16 protein-coding genes are annotated in these 18346 nt (G+C 62.3%); 7 read left to right on the top strand and 9 right to left on the bottom strand.

Translation table 11 applies throughout. The features are described 5' to 3' along the window. The first annotated feature begins 53 nt into the window (after window positions 1–53). Entirely contained in the window at window positions 54–1061 is a 1008-nt protein-coding gene (locus tag ACNQP3_RS10015; protein WP_012271667.1) for a 5'-nucleotidase, read from the top strand. A 75-nt stretch (window positions 1062–1136) separates the two neighbouring features. Continuing rightward, window positions 1137–2225 carry a hypothetical protein gene (locus ACNQP3_RS10010; protein WP_264316981.1) on the top strand — a complete coding sequence of 363 codons (1089 nt, stop codon included), beginning with the start codon at window positions 1137–1139 and terminating at the stop codon, window positions 2223–2225. A gap of 22 nt (window positions 2226–2247) precedes the next feature. Here the strand turns inward: ACNQP3_RS10010 and ACNQP3_RS10005 are convergent, their stop codons facing one another. Next, window positions 2248–2409, bottom strand: coding sequence for a hypothetical protein (locus tag ACNQP3_RS10005; RefSeq protein WP_176729454.1), 162 nt, complete (start codon window positions 2407–2409; stop codon window positions 2248–2250). A 208-nt stretch (window positions 2410–2617) separates the two neighbouring features. Here ACNQP3_RS10005 and ACNQP3_RS10000 point away from each other — a divergent pair, with 208 nt between their 5' ends. Both ACNQP3_RS10000 and ACNQP3_RS09995 read left to right on the top strand, forming a co-directional pair. After that, entirely contained in the window at window positions 2618–3895 is a 1278-nt protein-coding gene (locus ACNQP3_RS10000) for a bifunctional O-acetylhomoserine aminocarboxypropyltransferase/cysteine synthase (protein ID WP_012271664.1), read from the top strand. A 64-nt stretch (window positions 3896–3959) separates the two neighbouring features. Then, on the top strand, window positions 3960–4724 hold the full coding sequence (locus ACNQP3_RS09995; protein ID WP_012271663.1) for a hypothetical protein: 765 nt from the start codon (window positions 3960–3962) through the stop codon (window positions 4722–4724). 17 nt (window positions 4725–4741) lie between these two features. Here ACNQP3_RS09995 and ACNQP3_RS09990 read toward each other — a convergent pair whose 3' ends face one another. Next, the gene (locus tag ACNQP3_RS09990) at window positions 4742–5257 is read right to left on the bottom strand and encodes a thioredoxin family protein (RefSeq protein WP_041166457.1); all 516 of its coding nucleotides are present in this window, start codon (window positions 5255–5257) and stop codon (window positions 4742–4744) included. A gap of 10 nt (window positions 5258–5267) precedes the next feature. Further along, window positions 5268–5543, bottom strand: a complete 276-nt coding sequence (locus ACNQP3_RS09985) for a DUF2790 domain-containing protein (RefSeq protein ID WP_012271661.1) — start codon at window positions 5541–5543, stop codon at window positions 5268–5270. A 221-nt stretch (window positions 5544–5764) separates the two neighbouring features. Between ACNQP3_RS09985 and ACNQP3_RS09980 the strand changes: the two genes are divergently transcribed. From ACNQP3_RS09980 to ACNQP3_RS09970, 3 genes are all read left to right on the top strand, one after another. After that, the gene (locus ACNQP3_RS09980; protein ID WP_012271660.1) at window positions 5765–6505 is read left to right on the top strand and encodes a response regulator; all 741 of its coding nucleotides are present in this window, start codon (window positions 5765–5767) and stop codon (window positions 6503–6505) included. Beyond that, window positions 6502–7788 carry a sensor histidine kinase gene (locus ACNQP3_RS09975; protein ID WP_012271659.1) on the top strand — a complete coding sequence of 429 codons (1287 nt, stop codon included), beginning with the start codon at window positions 6502–6504 and terminating at the stop codon, window positions 7786–7788. The genes ACNQP3_RS09980 and ACNQP3_RS09975 overlap by 4 nt, the downstream gene beginning before the upstream one ends. 108 nt (window positions 7789–7896) lie before the next feature. Beyond that, a complete protein-coding gene (locus ACNQP3_RS09970) occupies window positions 7897–8379 on the top strand; it encodes a DoxX family protein (RefSeq protein WP_012271658.1) in 483 nt (160 codons plus the stop codon). 32 nt (window positions 8380–8411) lie between these two features. Here the strand turns inward: ACNQP3_RS09970 and ACNQP3_RS09965 are convergent, their stop codons facing one another. The 6 genes from ACNQP3_RS09965 to ACNQP3_RS09940 all read right to left on the bottom strand — a co-directional run bounded on the left by ACNQP3_RS09965 (window position 8412) and on the right by ACNQP3_RS09940 (window position 18339). After that, window positions 8412–9107, bottom strand: a complete 696-nt coding sequence (locus ACNQP3_RS09965; protein WP_060492816.1) for a DNA-binding domain-containing protein — start codon at window positions 9105–9107, stop codon at window positions 8412–8414. Then, window positions 9100–9933, bottom strand: coding sequence for a DUF692 domain-containing protein (locus ACNQP3_RS09960; protein ID WP_012271657.1), 834 nt, complete (start codon window positions 9931–9933; stop codon window positions 9100–9102). The genes ACNQP3_RS09965 and ACNQP3_RS09960 overlap by 8 nt, the downstream gene beginning before the upstream one ends. Window positions 9934–10006: 73 nt before the next feature. After that, on the bottom strand, window positions 10007–10447 hold the full coding sequence (locus ACNQP3_RS09955; RefSeq protein WP_060492817.1) for a hypothetical protein: 441 nt from the start codon (window positions 10445–10447) through the stop codon (window positions 10007–10009). A gap of 174 nt (window positions 10448–10621) precedes the next feature. Next, complete coding sequence (locus tag ACNQP3_RS09950) at window positions 10622–11173, bottom strand: DUF4174 domain-containing protein (protein ID WP_012271655.1); 552 nt, start codon at window positions 11171–11173, stop codon at window positions 10622–10624. Window positions 11174–11402: 229 nt separating this feature from the next. Beyond that, window positions 11403–15899, bottom strand: coding sequence for an NEL-type E3 ubiquitin ligase domain-containing protein (locus tag ACNQP3_RS09945; protein WP_264316980.1), 4497 nt, complete (start codon window positions 15897–15899; stop codon window positions 11403–11405). Window positions 15900–15978: 79 nt separating this feature from the next. Further along, on the bottom strand, window positions 15979–18339 hold the full coding sequence (locus ACNQP3_RS09940) for a DNA polymerase II (protein ID WP_264316979.1): 2361 nt from the start codon (window positions 18337–18339) through the stop codon (window positions 15979–15981). Between the last annotated feature and the right edge of the window lie 7 nt (window positions 18340–18346).

Raw genomic sequence — 18346 nt, 5'->3', positions numbered from 1 at the left:
TTCGACGCAGCGTGCGCGTACACTCGCTTTCAGGCCACTTGCAGGAGCAACTCATGCCCTACCCTATTGAAGAAAAACTGGTCATCGGCGTTGCCTCGAGTGCGCTGTTCGACCTCACTGTCTCGGACGACATCTACAAGTCCGAAGGTGTCGAGGCCTATCGCCAACACCAGGAGCAAAACCTGGACGAGCCGTTTCCCCGAGGTGTGGCGTTCCCTTTCATTCGCCGCTTCCTGAGCATCAATCAAGCCTTCCCCGAGCAATTGCCAGTGGAGGTGGTACTGCTCTCGCGCAACTCGCCCGAAACCGGCCTGCGGGTGTTTCGCTCGATCAACCATTATCAGCTGGACATCACCCGCGCGGCGTTCATGTCGGGCCGCTCGCCTTACGAATACATCCCGGCATTCAATGCCTCGCTGTTCCTCAGTGCCAATGAGGAAGACGTGCAAAAAGCCATCGACGCCAACTACCCGGCCGGGCGCGTGCTGCCTACACGCATCTACGACGATGAAATCGACACAGAGCTGCGAGTGGCCTTCGACTTCGATGGCGTGATCGCCGACGACGAGGCCGAGAGCGTGTACAAGCGCAACGACAACCTGGACGACTTTCAGGAACATGAGCGCGTGCACAAGGGCACCCCGCATTCGCCTGGGCCGTTGGCGGACCTGTACCGCAAGCTTTCGCTGATACGCATGCTTGAAGATCGCAAGCTGGCCGAGGACCCGACGTACAAGCGAATTTTGCGCATTGCCATCGTCACGGCGCGCAATGCACCTTCCCATGAGCGGGTGGTGACCACCTTGAAGGATTGGGGCGTGTCGCCAGATGAGTGCTTCTTTCTGGGTGGGATGGAGAAACCCAGGGTGCTGTCGATCCTCAAACCGCATGTGTTCTTCGACGACCAGCGCACGCATTTGCAATCGCCAGCGGGGAATCTGCCGATGGTGCATGTGCCGTTCGGCGTGGCGAACAAGAACGCTACGCTGCAGCGTTCCCAGGCCGCCGTGCCACCCGCCGAAACGGTGCAAGCTGAACACCTACAGCACGATAGCCAGTAGCCATCAATTTACCGGCAACGTAAACTGCCCGTGCTGTGCTGCGCAGCCCTCTCTACCGCCACGGAGCCCCTAGGCATGGATCGCGACGCCCTCGTTCAACAGGTTCAGTTGAACATCCTGAAACGCTACGACGTCTTGCTTGATTGCAGCGAATTCGACGACAGCACACTGAACAAGTTAAGCAAACGCTTGCCCAAGGCGAATGGCGAGCACGCGACCTTCGCACGCTGGTGCGAACATGTGTTGGGGGACCACCGCCCTGCAGTGGCACGCTTCAAATACCCAGTCTCCGGACAGACGCGTATCGACACACTGCGCCTGGGCATGCGTGAAGGCCTGTCGACCCAGGAAAGGGCACTGACAGCACAGGTTGAAGAACTGAAGAAACAGATCAACGCGCTGCAGGCCAAACAATCGGCGCTACCCACTCACGTTCAACCTGCCGTGGACTTCGAACAGGTGCGTTGGGAGCACGCCTGGCAGTATTTCTATGCAGGCCGGCGTGACGTATTGCGCAACTTGCTGGCTGATGTGCGGGATGTCGAAGGGCACATTTTCAACGCTCAAGGTGAGCGCAACCGCAATTATCGCGAAGTGCTCGACGAAGGCATCCGTTACATGCTTGAGGGTCTGCAACGCCTGGGTTTCATCATCGACGTCACATTGACCACCGCCAGGGAACATGGCTTCATGCCTCAGTACTTCGATTACTACCGTACGCCTGAGCGCGACGATCGATTCGACCATTTGCTCAGCTTCGAAATACCGGAGATGCCGACCGATATCCTGGTTCCGCTACCCGAGGAGGTCAGCGACAAGTCGATCTGCCACGTCTCGCTGTACCGTGGCAGTGCAGCACGGGCTACACCTGAAGAAGTAGAGCACTTGGGGGCATTTCTGCACAGGATGTTCGCTGCGCTCGCCAAGTCGGCCGACCACGTACCACGCGCAGGGCTGCGAGAGCATCTGCTGCTCGCCCTGATGCTGTCCTGGAGCGCCCCCGGGGTAAGCCTGGACGATATGCACTACAGCTCGGTGTACTCACACTCTGACGAGGCGTGGGTAACGCCGAATGCGCAGCCGGCCGACCAGCCCATCGAAATGAGCCCACTGAAGGTTTTCAAGCTGCTGGCCAACGCGGTGGCAGCGCACAGCAATAATTGACCGCTCTGTGCAGGGGGGCAGCTTAGCGTGGGCCGCCGCCTTGGTGGCCGCCAAAGCCACCGCCACCGCCGTGGCCACCACCATGCCCCCCACCACCACCCGGCGGCATGAACATCCAGCAACCCGACAAGGCGGATACCAGCGCCGCCACCAGGGCTGCGCGGAAAAGGTGTTTCAACTTCATAGCAACGCTCCACTAGGCTAGATCCGCTGCCCGCCGTTGGCCGGCTTGGCAGCGGGCGGATTCTAGAGCTGCGGCATGATGGCCCGGGGAAACTTTGCCTATCTTTACAGTCGGCGCAGGCGCACGGGCACAACCACGACGTCCTTGACCCACGCCCGCCCGCCGACGCATGCTCGAACGCTTCCACCCACGCTCAAGGAACGATTGCATGAAGCTGGAAACGCTTGCCATCCATGCGGGCTTCAGCCCCGACCCGACCACCCGGGCGGTGGCCGTACCGATCTACCAGACCACCTCCTTCGCCTTCGACGACACCCAGCACGGCGCCGACCTGTTCGACCTGAAGGTGGCCGGCAATATCTACTCGCGCATCATGAACCCGACCAACGATGTGCTGGAGCAGCGCATGGCTGCCCTCGAAGGCGGGGTGGGCGCGCTGGCGGTGGCGTCGGGTATGGCGGCCATCACCTACGCCATCCAGACCGTCGCCGAAGCCGGTGACAATATCGTCTCGGTGGCCAAGCTGTACGGCGGTACCTACAACCTGCTGGCCCACACCCTGCCACGCATGGGCATCCACACCCGTTTCGCCGCCCATGACGACATCGCCGCCCTCGAAGCGTTGATCGACGCACGCACCAAGGCGGTGTTCTGCGAGTCCATTGGCAACCCCGCTGGCAACATTGTCGATATTGCCGCGCTGGCCGAGGCCGCCCACCGTCACGGTGTGCCGCTGATCGTCGACAACACCGTGGCCACCCCAGTCCTGTGCCGACCGTTCGAGCACGGCGCGGACATCGTCGTGCACTCGCTGACCAAGTACATTGGCGGCCACGGCACCAGTATCGGCGGCATCGTCATCGACGCTGGCAAGTTCCCCTGGGCCGACAACAAAGAACGGTTCGCCTTGCTCAACACCCCCGATCCGTCCTACCACGGCGTCACCTACACCGAAGCCTTCGGCCCTGCCGCTTTCATCGGCCGCTGCCGCGTGGTGCCGTTGCGCAACACGGGCGCCGCGCTGTCACCGTTCAACGCCTTCCTGATCCTGCAAGGCCTGGAAACCCTGGCCCTGCGCATGGAACGCCACACCGAAAATGCGCTGAAGGTCGCCCAGTACCTTCAGGCCCACGAACAGGTGGCCTGGGTGAAATACGCCGGGCTACCCGACCACCCCGAGCATGAACTGGCCCGGCGCTATACCGGCGGCAAACCGGCATCAATCCTGTCGTTCGGCATCAAGGGCGGGCAGGCGGCCGGCGCACGCTTCATCGATGCGCTGCAGTTGGTGGTGCGCCTGGTGAACATCGGCGACGCCAAGTCTCTGGCCTGCCACCCCGCCTCCACCACCCACCGCCAGCTCAACGACGAGGAGCTGGAGAAGGCCGGCGTGCCACGGGACATGGTGCGCCTGTCGATCGGCATCGAGCACAGCGACGACATCATCGCCGACCTGGCCCAGGCCCTGGAGGCCAGCCGCGCCTGACGCATCCGCGCCCCACCCAATGCCGACGGCGGGCGCGCCTTCAATTAGCCTGGATACACCCGCAATGACCCTGTTTTACCTGAAACTGACGGTCACTCCTTTGTTGATGTGGGCCATCTCGCTTGCTTCCCGGCGCTGGGGCGGCCTGCTGGGTGGGCTGCTGTCCGGCCTGCCGATCACCTCGGCGTTGGTGATCACCTTTCTCTGCCTGGAACAGGGCCCGGCCTTTGCCTTGGGGGCGATACCCGGTGCACTGGGTGGCCTGGCAGCGGTGCAGACCACCTACACCTTCTATTTGTTGGCCACCCGCCGCCTCGGCATCGCTGCGTCCGTCCTGCTGGCGTTGCTGTGCTATGGCCTGGCCGCCTATGCGTTTACCCACTGGGGCAGCCTGTACCTGTCGATTGCCGTGGCGCTGGCGCTGATCTGCGTGTTGATCGACGCCAGCGGCCGCGAGCCCACGCCGGATACCCTGGCCCGCCCCCGGCACCGCTACTGGGAGATCCCCCTGCGCATGGTGTCTGCCACTTGCCTGCTGATGGTCATCACCCGCCTGGCCAGTTGGCTGGGCCCGGCGACCAGCGGCATGCTGGCGCCGATCCCGGTGATTGCCTGGCCGCTGGTGGTGTTCGCCCATGTGCAGGGCGGGCGGGCCGCAATGGCGGCGATGGTGCGGGGCAATGCGATCGGCGCAGTGGGGGTCATTGCGTTTTATCTGGTGTTGGCGGGGCTGCTCGAAACCTTGGGCATGGCCATCACGATCAGCCTGGCCATGCTCTGCGCCGTGGTGCTGACTGTCGGGTTGGCCACTGTGCTGCGGCGGCGCTGACTGGCCATGCAGGCCGATCACCCTTTTTCATCCAGCAAAGCCTGTATCACCTGTTCCTGCCCGCCATAATCCCCTTCGCCAAAGTGCACATGGCGCACCTGCCCCTTGCGGTCGACAAAGTAATGGGCCGGCCAGAACTGGTTGCCCCAGGCATTCCACACGTTGTAGTCGTTATCCACCGCCACCGGGTAGGCAATCCCCAGGCTGGCCACCTTGCCCCGCAAGGTGGCGACATCATGCTCGTAGTCGTACTCTGGCGTGTGCACCCCAACCACCACCAGCCCCTGGTCGGCATAGCGCCGCGCCCATTCGTTGACATGCGGCAGGCTGCGCTGGCAGTTGATGCAGTCCCAGGTCCAGAAATCCACCAGCACTACCTTACCCTTGAGCGCCGGGCCATCCAGTGGCACCGAGTTGATCCACTGGCTGGCGCCCGACAGCGACGGCATGGCGCCGTAGCTGTCGCGTGCCATCAGGTGCCCGGCCAGGCCCAGCCCCGTCAACGCCAGGGCAACACCACCCACCTTCAACATCAGGCGGCGATCAATTGTCATGGCAACCGCCGGTGGCGTAGGTACGGTACTGCACGCTCTGTGGCTGACCATGGGAGTCAAGGTAGTCCATGCGGGTGTTCACCAGCCCACAGGCATTGCTCTGATCATCCTGCACCGACAGCACTTTCTTCACATCCAGGTGCTCGCCGTAGCGGTACTGCATGGCCCCGCCATCGTGCATCGGGGTAGCGGCGGCCTGGGCAGCGATGGCACCGAAGCTGAGCACGGCGAACAGGCTGGCGCTGGCGAAAGTCTTGACGTTCATGGCATCTCTCCTGAGTAACACTTGGGTGTGGGGAGTGTTGTTCCCCGGTCGAGAGCCATTTCACGCCTGCCAGGTATCCCGTATGTGTCGCCCAACACGGTGATGTGCTTTCTGCTGTATCTGTACCCATGGCAGATACACTGCAATACAAACCCCCGCAGGCAAGCGCGAACGCGCTCGGTACACTGCGCCCATCCCCTCTTTGCACAGGAACGCAGCGCATGGAACACGTCGATCACATCCTGATCGTCGACGACGACCGCGAAATCCGCGAACTGGTCGGCAACTACCTGAAGAAGAACGGCCTGCGTACCAGCATCGTCGCCGACGGCCGGCAGATGCGCGCCTTTCTCGAAGCCAACAGCGTCGACCTGATCGTGCTCGACATCATGATGCCCGGCGACGATGGCCTGCTGCTGTGCCGTGAACTGCGTGCCGGCAAGCACCGCAACACCCCGGTATTGATGCTGACCGCCCGCAACGACGAAACCGACCGGATCATCGGCCTGGAAATGGGCGCCGACGATTACCTGACCAAGCCGTTCTCGGCCCGCGAACTGCTCGCCCGTATCAACGCCGTGCTACGCCGCACGCGCATGCTGCCGCCCAACCTGACCATCAGCGAAAGCAGCCGCCTGCTTGCTTTCGGCCAGTGGCGCCTGGACACCACCGCCCGCCACCTGCTCGACAGCGAAGGTACCCTGGTGGCCCTGAGCGGCGCCGAATACCGCCTGTTGCGGGTGTTCCTCGACCACCCGCAGCGGGTGCTCAGCCGTGAACAACTGCTTAACCTGACCCAAGGCCGCGAGGCCGACATCTTTGACCGCTCCATCGACTTGCTGGTCAGCCGCCTGCGCCAACGACTGGGCGACGATGCCCGCGAGCCCAGCTGTATCAAGACCGTGCGCAGCGAGGGCTATGTGTTCTCGCTGCCGGTGCAATTGCTCGAGTCGCTGTCATGAAATGGCCTCGTACCCTGGCCTCGCGCCTGGCACTGATCTTCTTCACCGGCCTGGTGCTGGCCTACGGCCTGTCGTTCGGCCTGCAGGCCTACGAGCGCTATATCAGTAGCCGCTCGATGATGCTCAACAACCTGGAGCAGGACGTGGCCACTTCGGTCGCCATCCTCGACCGCCTTCCCGCAGCCGAACGTGCTGCCTGGCTGCCACGCCTGGAACGGCGCACCTATCGCTACCGCCTCGACCAGGGCCAGACAGGCGAAGCAATGACCAGCAGCGACCCGCCGATGGCCGCCGAGTCGATCGTCAAGGCCATTGGCAGCGACTATCGCCTGACCTTCCAGGAAATCCCCGGACCGAATGCGCACTTCCAGGCACACCTGAACCTGGCCGACGGTGCGCCACTGACCATCGACGTGACCCCGTCGCCGGTGCCGGTGGCACGCTGGCTACCCGTGGTACTGCTGATTCAGCTGGCTGTGCTGTTGCTGTGTACCTGGCTGGCAGTGCACCTGGCCATCGGCCCGCTCACCCGACTGGCCCGGGCGGTGGACAACCTCGACCCGGACCGCCCCGGTGTGCAACTGGATGAAAGCGGCCCCCGCGAGGTGCGCTACGCGGCGGTGGCCTTCAACGCCCTGCAGGCGCGCATCGCTGCCCACCTCAAGGAACGCATGCAGTTGCTGGCGGCCATTTCCCACGACCTGCAAACGCCGATCACCCGCATGAAGCTGCGCGTCGAGGTGATGGACGAGGGGGTGGAAAAGGACAAGTTGTGGAGCGACCTAGGCGAAATGGAGCACCTGGTGCGCGAAGGCGTGGCGTATGCCCGCAGCATGGATACCAGCACCGAAGCCCCTTGCAGGGTCAACCTTGATGCCTTCCTCGACAGCCTGGTATTCGACTATCAGGACAGCGGCGCCCAGGTGGCGCGCCACGGCAGCACCGGCAGCCTGCTGGAAACCCGCCCGCATGCCCTGCGCCGAGTGCTGGTGAACCTGGTGGATAACGCGCTCAAGTTTGCCGGTGCTGCCGAACTGGAAGTGTGCCGCGAGGGCGGCATGACCGTGATCCGTGTGCTCGACAACGGGCCTGGGATACCCAGTGGCGAACTGGATGAAGTGCTAAAGCCGTTCTACCGGGTGGAGGGTTCGCGTAATCGCAGCACGGGTGGCACCGGTTTGGGGCTGGCCATTGCCCACCAGCTGATCCAGGCCATGGGGGGGCGACTGACCCTAAGCAACCGCGAAAGTGGCGGGCTGTGCGCACGGATCGAGCTCAACTGAAAAGCGCGCACCTACAATCCGATACACAACCCCCGCACCGCCGACACACTGCAGACACCCCACAACCACACACTCCCGGTCACACAACTAGCCCCGGGAGCCACCTTGATGAAAGCCATTACCCTGACCACCTTCGACCACATCGGCAGCTGGAGCGCCGACCTGCCGTTACGGCTGTTCCTGGCTTGGGAGTTTTTTGAATCCGGCTGGGAGAAGTTCAATGGCAGCAACTGGTTCGCCGACCTGCAAACCCGCTTCCCATTCCCCTTCAACCTGCTACCAGTCGAGCTGAACTGGCAGCTGTCGATGTGGGCGGAGCTGGTGCTGCCGTTGCTGCTGTTGTTGGGCCTGGGTACCCGGCTGGCTTCCTTTGGCTTGATGGTCGTGACCGTAGTAGCGATTGCGGCGGTGCATTGGCCGGCGCACTGGTCAGGTTTGGCTGAGCTGGCGCAGGGGTATGCGATTACCGACCAGGGCTTTGGCAATTACAAATTGCCGCTGATCTACTTGGTTGCATTGCTGCCTCTGCTGCTCAAGGGCGCCGGGCGCTTGAGCCTGGATCATTGGCTCAGGATGCGGTTCAGCAAGTAGTATCGCGGGGGCGTTTTGCGCCCCCAATGCTCTCAAACCGTGCCGACAATGATGCCCGCTTCGCGCATCCCCTGGAGCAACCCCAGCCCCTGCTCCAGATCCCCACCCAACGCCTGCAACCGCTCCCGTCCACGCCCCTGCTCCACCAGCAACCGATACGCCATCGGTGCCAACCGCGCAAAGCGCACCTGCAACCCCGCATCGCGATAAACCAGCAGCAAGGTCGGCGCCTCTGGCGCAACCGTTGGCTGGTAATCGGCGCTGATGCGCTCAACCGGCCACCGGTAGGCCAGCACCCGCGCCACGCAAGACAACAGCGGCTCGCCAGCCAGCAGGTCACCCGCAGGATCATGCAGCGGATCCTCGGCATCGCTCAGGTACAGCTGCGTCTCGATCCACTCGTAATGCGCCAGTTCCAACTGCCAGGGCGCATCCGGCTGCACGCCTTGCAAGTAATCGACGAACGTCTCTGCAATCTCGGTGAACAACGGTGTCTGGCTACGGTAGTTGGCATAGAAATCACGCACCCGCACATGCCAACGTTGCTCGCCCAGGGCCTGGCGCATGACAGGAAAGCTGCCGGCCAGCAAGCCTTCGATGGCGCCATAGAATAACTCCCGGTAAATCTTCAGGCGCCGTGCTTGCGCGCCAGGTGGCGGAGCATTGCGCAGCGGGTCGCGCAGGTGGCGAGCCAAGGCGTATTGCTGTTCGCGCAAGGTCTCATTCATGCCTCTGCCCTCCCCAGCTACGCTGCATGTCACGGATACGTGCTGTCTCCTCCAGCAGCTGTGCCAGTGGGGGGAGGTTGAAGTCACGTTCGAGCACGGTCGGCTGCACCCCAAAGCGTTCACAGGCGAACGCGTACAGTGCCCAGACATCTTCCTTGACCGGCGCCCCATGGGTGTCGACCTTGAGGTCCGGGGCCTCATCGTAATGACCGGCAATGTGCATGCAGGTCACCCGCGCCCGGGGCAAGCCTTCAAGGAATTCCCGGGCGTCATAGCCGTGATTGCAGGCATTGACGAATACATTGTTGACGTCCAGCAGCAGGTCACAGTCGGCTTCATCGAGTACTGCACGAATAAATTCAAGTTCACTCATCGCAGCGTAAGGGGCGGCGTAGTAGCTGATGTTCTCGACAGCGATACGCCGTTCCAGGTGCGTCTGCGCCCGGCGTATGCGCGCCGCCACATGGTGCACCGCTTCATCGGTGAACGGGATGGGCATCAAGTCGTACAGGTGCCCGTCATCACTGCAGTAGCTCAGGTGTTCGCTATACAAGCGCACTTGGTGGCGATCGAGAAACTGCCGGATCTGGTCGAGGAACTGCCAGTCCAGCGGCGCACTCCCCCCCAACGACAACGACAACCCATGGCAGGTGATGGGAAAACGCTCCGCCAACTCGGCCAACCCCTTACCGTAGGCACCGCCCACGGCAATCCAGTTTTCCGGCGCGCATTCGAGAAAGTCCACTGCACCCGGCGCCATGGCGAGCAGTTCCGGCAACAGGCCACGGCGCAAGCCCAACCCAGTATTCAACAGTGCGGGAAGCATAAACAGGTCTCCAACAGGCACAACGCCCCGCCTGACCAGCAGGAGGGGCGTTGCATCACATCAAGGGATAAGGTCAGGACTTATTGTTCAAGTGGCTGAACAGCCCTTCAGGCATGGCCTTGCCGTTGGCCTGGTAAATCGCCTTCAGGTGATCCGCTGCTTCCTGTTCGGAGATGAAGCCATCATGGTTACTGTCGATCTTGTCGAAGTCGCCCGCACGGTCCTTGGCCACCGCCACGAACTCTTCGCGCGAAACCTTGCCATCGTGGTCCCTGTCGGTCTTGGCGAACGAGGCGTCACCGCACTTGCCTTCGCCGCATTTGCCTTCGCTCTGGGTGACCTTGCCGCTGGCGCCGCATTTGCCTTCACCACACTTGCCCTCGCCGGCCACCTTGGCCGATGCCAGCTGGTAACCCTGGGCCAATGGTTCGACGGCAAACGCGCTGCTGCTCAGTGCCATGCTGCCGATCAGGGCGGCGCCGAGCAGGCCGAGGGTAGTTTTTGCTTGAGTCATGATGTAGCTCCACAGTGGTTGGAAAGTGGAGCCATTAGGCCGTTGCGGTTTGTCGTGGATGTATCGTGTGGGGCGCGCTTTTGTATGGCAGTAGGTCTGCCGTGCGCGCAGATACAGTGGGATACACAACACCTGGCAGCTGGCCCCAACGTGCCTTGGGGCCATGATGCGTGTTCAGTCTTCCAGCGGTTTGGGCGGGGCCGCCGGTTTGGCTGGCTTGGCCGGCTTGGTGTCCTTGGCCTTGGCTTCCGGTGCCGCTGCTACGGGCTCGGGCGCCGCCACCGCCTTTTCGCTGGCAGGCAGTTCATCGACTGCCTTGAAGATCACCTGCGGGTCGATGGCCTCGCCAGTGTCGTCGTCCTTGAGCATGTGCCGCTCGCCATCCTTGCCGACCAGGATCACCTTGGTGCCCTTGCTCGCCCCCAGCTTCAGTTCACGAATCAGGGCCATGGTGGTCTGCTGTTCGAGGTTCTTGTCCTCGCGCTTGCCCATCATGTTGGCGACGCTGTACAGCACAAGGTTGCGCTCCTTGAAGGCTGCCTGGGTGGCCGGATCCTCGAGCGCCTTGTTCAACCCGCGCAAGGTCGGGTCGGCACTGCTCGGGGCGATAACCACCAACGGCCTGGCCTTACCCAGTTCCTTGGCTAAAGGCGCATCACTGTCTGCGGCAAACAGGGGGCCGGCAACAGCAAGCAAGGTTGCGAGGGTCAGTGACCGGACGAGCATGCGTATCTCCTTATTGTCTCGATATACCAATGACTACAGATCACGGAGAAAAATCCGACAAGGAGCCTAAACCACTTCACACAAGAACGGGGGGTGCAAAAGTAACTGTCGATTTCCGAGCTACCTGAAGCCAGGGCAACGGCGTTGGCACAATCCACCGTCACCCAGACTGAGCATAGCCCAAAGCCGCCTTGGTCAGGGCCAGGTAAACCCTTACCCTGAGTTGTGGTCAACGCACCGGTATGCCTAGCTCCTCGGGCCCCGCTTCCATCGCACGAATCGTCATGTCCAGCATCAGCCCCCTGCGTGCAGCACGCTGCGCATCTCGAATGGCATCCGCCTGCTCGATCTTTGCGCCCTCCAGGAGCGCTTCATCGTCAAGTACCGTTTCAAGCTGTCGCCTGAAGGGCAAGTCGACCGCAGCGAATTGGTCAGGATGGGTACGCTCCAGGTGCGCCTGCCAAAATTCACGATCAACCATCGAACGTGCGATCTCATCCGGGGTTTCCGCGTTCCGCACAGCGGCTTCTGCCTCTGCCAGGTCCGCGTCCAAAACGCCTGAAACAGCCTGGAAGCTCATTTCCCCCACCTGCAGGGGCAAGTCAAGCCGCTCCCTTAGCCCGATCCTGAAGGCCAACCCCACTTCGCTGCCTTCCAGCGCCCTGGCGTGTTGGATTGCCCATCGGCTGGCGAACCTGTCGACTGCATCCTGGCGCCATAAGCGTCTTCCCAGGCCAAGCAAGGCGCCTTCGCTATGTTCTCCAGCGGCATGTTCTACCTGCCAGACAAGCATGTTCAGTTCGAGGTTGCTCAAGCACCAGGTTGCACCGTCCTGGCACCCCCACTCATCATTGGCCACGGACAGCAAGTTCTGGCGCAATTCCGGCGTCATGGCCATCGCCTGCACTAACGCCATTACCCGATTGCCCAATGCCCGCGCGTTGACACGAAAGTCCTCGGACAGCAAAAGCTGCCCAAGGACACGGAAAAAGCGCCCGGCATCTTGCCGTTCATCCAGCGAGTCCCAGGCCGCAAGCATCAAGCCGCGATGCTCCGGGGCCACCGCATCGCCCCAGACTTCACGCGCGTGCTGCAGGCGCAGAAACACTTGCTCCTCGTCGACCACAGGAACGTCGCTCCTCAGCGAGGCTCGCAAACGCCCCATCTGGGCCTCGCCCAACGGGTTCGCGCTCAGGCGGATCCGCCGCCGACGCCATACGGGCATCTGGAAAAACTGCTCCGGAATATGCCTGATGCGGTTCTCCCGCAAGTCAACGGATACCAGCTGAGCACGCTCGAACACGCCTGCGGGGAATTGCGTGATGTGTGTGTCGCGCAAGTTCAGCCATCGCAGTTCGGTCAAACCGGCCAGCGGAAACGGGCGCCCCAGTGGATTGTGGGACAGGTCGAGAGACTCCAGGCTCGTACAACTGGCCAACGTGGCGGTTTGCTCCATGTTCAGACGAATCCGGTTATGGGTCAGACTCAGATGCCGTAGTTGCGGTATTTGCAGCAGCGGTTGTGGTAGGCGCGTCAACAGGTTGCCGCCCAGGTCAAGGGTTTGCAGGTTGGGGAAAGCCAGCAGGAAACTGTTGGGTACTTCCAGGAGATTCAGGTGCAACATCGATAGGCTGGTAACGCCTCTGAAGCTGACTTGCGCAGGCATGCTGGGCAAGCCGTCCAATCTGAAATTGCAGAAGATGGCATGCAGGTTTTGTTGCGCATCGATTTGCAACGCCCCAACACCGACCGACCGTCTCCAGCAATTGAACAAGGTCTGGCGCAAGGCATCTCGATCCTCCCTGGCTTCGCCCTGTCCCTGTGCCACCCAGGTATCCAGCGTGTTGCGCAGTACCGTGAGCTCATTGCTCAGGTCGCTCAGTACCCGTTCAAGTTGATGCCCTGAACGCCTGGCCTCATCGACGAGGGTCTCGATCTGCACATCACTCAACCAAGGAAAGAGATCCCGCAGCGTTGCTCTCAGGGCTCTGCCTCTCGATGCGAAACCACTCACGCCAGCGCCACCCAGCGGGTAGCCCAAACGCCCATCTGCCAAGCGCAGGGGCATTCGAACAGCGCCCGGGCGTACCGCGCCGAGCAGACGAGCGATCTCATCACGGCGGCTGACTGCTTCGCGCCCCAGCAGCACCCTGAGGTTGTGCGAGAACGGCTCGCCGACCCTCATCGCCTCACGTTGCTCATCGGTATAGGCTAGCGCCATGACGTCGAACAACTCTCCCGGCGCCCCGAGCGCCGTGCCTTGGTCATCAAGCAACTGGAAACTGCCATTCAAGTGCACCAGATCGAACGCCCGCTGCCCCTGTTCGGTTTGCGCCAGCTTCGGCCCATCCAGGTAACCTTCGTACAAGCGCCAGCGCACACCTTGTTCGCTTCCAGGCAGGTACCGCAAGAGGCCCAGGGCCACCCGAGCCAGGTCTGCATTCTGTGGCGTATCCAGGTACAGCGCTTCAAGTACCCGGACCTGACGCATAGCCGACAGGCTGCCCCTGGCCGCTTCGGCCAGCCCCAGCGCAACCCTGCCGCTAGAGAGCAGACGCTTGCGCTCGACACCATTGGCGGCTTTTACCAACGCTTGTGCAGCGCGCACGTGCAACCCTGGAAAAACCCGGCGTAGGGCTGCGCTGCCAGGGCTGTCGGTAGGCTGCAGCGCTTCGTACAGGTGATGCAATAGTGTTCGGCGCTGCGTCCATGCCAACTCAGCCAGTGCCTGATCTGGCAGGCCATCCGCACCTGGCAACCGCCGCGCATGTTCAAGCACGGTTACATCCTCTACCGGCATGCCACTGCGCAGACAACCAATCATGCTGCGAATGCGCTGATCGAGCTTGACCCGCAGCACACTGTCAAGCATGCCTGGGCTTGGCGCCTGGGCATGTACATGCAAGCTACGCACATCGTCACCATCAAGGTCATGAAGCAGCAGGACCTGGTCGATCTCTTCGTCACCCAGCCTGCTGAATGCCCCGCCAAAGCGCCGGAACATGCGGTATCTATCGGCCCACTGACTCGGTTGCTCGCTCCACAATCGCCAAGCGCCAGCACCATTGTGACGTAGCATCGGCCCGTGGCCGTCGACGGGGCACAGTTGCCACTGACCGTCGCCAGCCGGCGCCGTCACGCGGTAGTCATACCCGTCCATTTCGATCCAGGCCTGCCCATCCAGGCGCCGAATGCCCAATGCGTCCTGGCCGGTGGCCGCAACGGGGGGCTGGCTTTGAAACGGCGTCAAATCGAGTTGCCAGAGTTTGACAGTGCCGTCCTCCAGCCGAGCCGGCAACATGGCATCAACGCACGCGGAGCGCGCCCAAATCCGTCGTGCCACGGCAACCCCCGCAACCGTGGTCGCAAGCACGACAAGGTCAGTGGCGACATGGGTCAAATGATCGAGTGCCGCTTGGCGATCCCCTTCCTGCCATGCCTCGAAGCCATGGTAGACCTCGCCCAGCAGCTCCCAAGCCGTCACGGCAAGCAGCGCCACGCCAAGGCCCGGCACAAAGAAGCTGGCCAGGTTGAGCAGTGCCCACCCCTCGGCCTCCAGGCGCTCGTCATGCTGGCGCTGAACCTCACGATCAAGCCGTGCCACAGGTACCGCGATCATCGCTGCATCTTCCTTGATCTGGCGTATACGTGCCTGTGCCAGGCTGTTGAACAACGGTTGCGGGTAAGGGTGCAAACGCGGCTCGAGATCACGGAATGCCCAAACCGCCAGATCATCGAATAGCGCCATGACCTGAGCGAAAAACGCCTGGCTGTCACGGCGCAGCACGAAGCGGCTGAAGAAACGCTGATAGGCCTTGTCTCGAAAGCGGCGACCCAGTTCCCGGTTCAATTTGTCGATGCTGTCGAATACGCTCCAAGGTGACACCGGATCCCCAGGCACATAGAGCAATACCCGGCGCGTGGTATTGAAAAGAACGCCCTGGTCAATTACCTCGAACACGATCACCTGCTCGATAAGGCAACCCAGCAGCTTCAGTTGCCTGGCTTCAACACGGTCCCCCGCCAGACGCAGCAGCTTGCCATCCGCGCACACAGTCACCATCAGTTTGAGCTCGCTGTCATCCAGCTTTCCCTCCTGCCTGGCTTTATAGGCGTCCACCAGCATGGCGTGGCGGCTGGTATCCCCAAGCTGAGACTCCACGCGCCTGGCATCACCCGCGGGCTTCAGAATGGAATCCAGGTGACGTTGATAACACGCCCCCAAATCCAGCTCACGGCACAGCGTGGCAAGTTCGATGCTGGTGGGCGGTGCACCCCTGCCCTGACGCGAAACCAGTAGGCGATTACCACGCGGCTGGCCACCCGCCTGGGCCTGCTCGGCAGTGAAGTTGCGCAGGACCACCTCGAGCAGCGGCTTTTCTTCGTAGACCACTTCGGTAAGGTGCGCGCCAACCGGCTGACTGTTGATCACAGGTTCCCGACGGCCCTCCAGAAACCTGAGCGCGCGCGCGTTACGAACAATCCCGTAACGCTCGCCAAGGGCCTTTTCCAGGCCCGCTGCAACGAAACTGTCGATGCTTTCGATGCCCCGCAGCAGCGCATTCACTTGCTCACGACAGCGCAGGCTATTTGCCAATGCCATGCTGATCTCTGGCAGTTGCTCGGCGGGTGCCTGACGCAACCAGAGTGGCAGGCGCTTGCCGATGATGCCGTCCTGGAAAGCATCGATGGCTGCCTGTGCGCTTGATAGCGGAGTAGTGTCCATTGCCTGAGGCCTCTTCATGAAAAGAGGCAAGGCTAAGCAGCATGCTTTACGTCGGGCGCTAGATAACTAACGCCTGCGGTCAGAACAGTTGTAACTGGCGACCGGTCAAGGTGGCGAAGTCATCGCCAACGAACGGCAGGATGGCATCGGCCACCGGCTGCAACTGCCGGCTGAGGTAGTGTTCGTAGTCGATCGGCGATTGCAGGTTCTCCATCGGCTCGGGGCCGGCGGTGGTAATGACGTAACTGATCCAGCCACCGCGCTGGTACTGACGGGGGCGGCCGAGGCGGCTGTTGTACTCATCGGCCTGGCGTGCGGCACGCACATGGGGTGGCACGTTGCGCTGGTAGTCAGCCAGCGGCCGGCGCAGGCGCTTGCGATACACCAGCAGGTCGTCCAGTTCGCCCGCCAGGGTCTGCTGCACGTAAAGGCGCACATAGTCGCGGTACGGCTGGCCGCGAAAGATTCGCCCATACAGCGCCTGCTGAAACTGCTGCGCCAGTGGCGACCAGTCGGTGCGCACCGACTCCAGGCCCTTGTAGACCACATCCTCGCTGCCGTCGGCACGCTGCACCAAGCCGGCATAACGCTTCTTGCTACCCTCATCGGCGCCACGAATGGTAGGCATCAGAAACCGCCGATAATGCACCTCGAACTGCAGCTCCAGCGCGCTTTGCAGGTTCATCTGCTGGCGCAGGTGCTCACGCCACCACTGGTTGACCTGAGCCACCAGTTCGCGGCCGATCTGCGCCGCGGCTGCTTCGTCATGGGCACCTTTGAGCCAGACGAAGGTGGAGTCGGTGTCACCATAGATGACCTCATAACCCCTGGCCTCGATCAGCGTGCGAGTCTGGCGCATGATCTGGTGACCGCGCATGGTGATCGACGAGGCCAGGCGCGGGTCGAAGAAACGGCAACCGCTCGACCCCAACACCCCATAAAAGGCATTCATGATGATCTTCAGTGCCTGCGACAGCGGCGCATTGCCCTCACGCTTGGCCGCTTCCCGGCCCTGCCAGACACGCTCGACAATGGCCGGCAGGCAATGCTGGCTGCGCGAGAAACGCCCACCGCGAAAGCCCTCCACCGAATGCTCATCGTCGGGCAAGCGCAGGCCCTCGACCAGCCCAACCGGGTCGATCAGAAAAGTACGGATGATCGACGGGTAGAGGCTCTTGTAGTCCAGCACCAGCACCGAGTCGTACAGGCCTGGACGCGAATCCATGACAAAGCCACCGGGGCTGGCTTCATCGGGGCGGCTGCCGAGGTTGGGGGCGACAAAGCCCAAACGGTGCATCTGCGGGATGTACAGGTGACAGAAAGCGGCCACCGAACCACCGCTGCGGTCTACCGCCAGCCCGGTGACCGAAGCACGCTCCAGCAGGAACTCGAGCAGGCGGGTATGGGCGAAGATGCGGGTGACCAGCTCGCAGTCCTTGAGGTTGTAGCGTGCCAGTGCCGGTTTGTCTTCGGCGAAACGGCGGTTGATTTCATCCATGCGCTGGTACGGCGTGTCGATGGCCTTGCCTTCTCCGAGCAGGGTCTGCGCAACACTTTCCAGGCTGAACGACGGAAAGCTCCAGGTCGCCGAGCGCAGTGCTTCGATGCCATCGATCAACAGCCGCCCCGGTGCGTCGGCGAATACATGGCCGCCCCCGGCGTGGCTGCGCAAGGTCATGGGGGCACCGTTGCGGCCTAATGCCAGCGGTACCTGCAACAGTTTGGCGTGTTCATGCAAAAGGCGCAGGTCGAACTGGATCAGGTTCCAGCCGATGATCGCATCCGGATCGTGCGTGGCCATCCATTGGTTGAGGCAGTCGAGCAACGCGGCACGGTCATCGCAATAGTGCAGAGCGAAGTCGACGCCATCAGCGTCGCCGTTGGCCGGGCCAAGCATGTACACCTGACGCTGGCCACACCCTTCCAGGGCAATGCTGTACAACTCTCCCCGTTCGCTGGTCTCGATATCCAGCGACACCAGACGCAGCGGTGGGCGATAGCCGGGCAAAGGCTTGAGCTGGGCGTCGCAATAAACACCCTGGGCATTCGGCTGACCGGTGAACTGCACAGGGGCGGTGATGAAGCGCTCCATCAGATAGCGCTCGGGCGGGCGGATATCGGCCTCGTACACCTCGATACCCGCGCTGCGCAGGCGTTGCTCCAGCTGCATCAGTTGCCGGTGTTGGCGGCAATACAGGCCAAGCACCGGGCGCTGGTCGAAGCCCTTCAGCCGCAGCGGCTTGAGCTGAACGCCAGGCTCCTTGGACAGCAGAACACGGGCATGCTCAGCCTGCGCCTGGGGGATGAACGCCACCGACTCCTGGGGCGCCAGGCGCAGCTGCCGCGGCCCCTGATCGGTGGCCAGCCAGAACTCCACGCAAGTGCCTTCGGGCGTGTCATGCCAATGCCGGGTCAGGACAAAGCCCTGCTGCAACTCCACTGCGTCG

Origin of the sequence: Pseudomonas sp. LFS074, assembly GCF_047978165.1 — a bacterium.
Taxonomy (GTDB): Bacteria; Pseudomonadota; Gammaproteobacteria; order Pseudomonadales; family Pseudomonadaceae; genus Aquipseudomonas; species Aquipseudomonas putida_P.
Note: the sequence above shows the minus strand (reverse complement) of the source record. Positions and strands in the feature narration are given on the sequence as shown.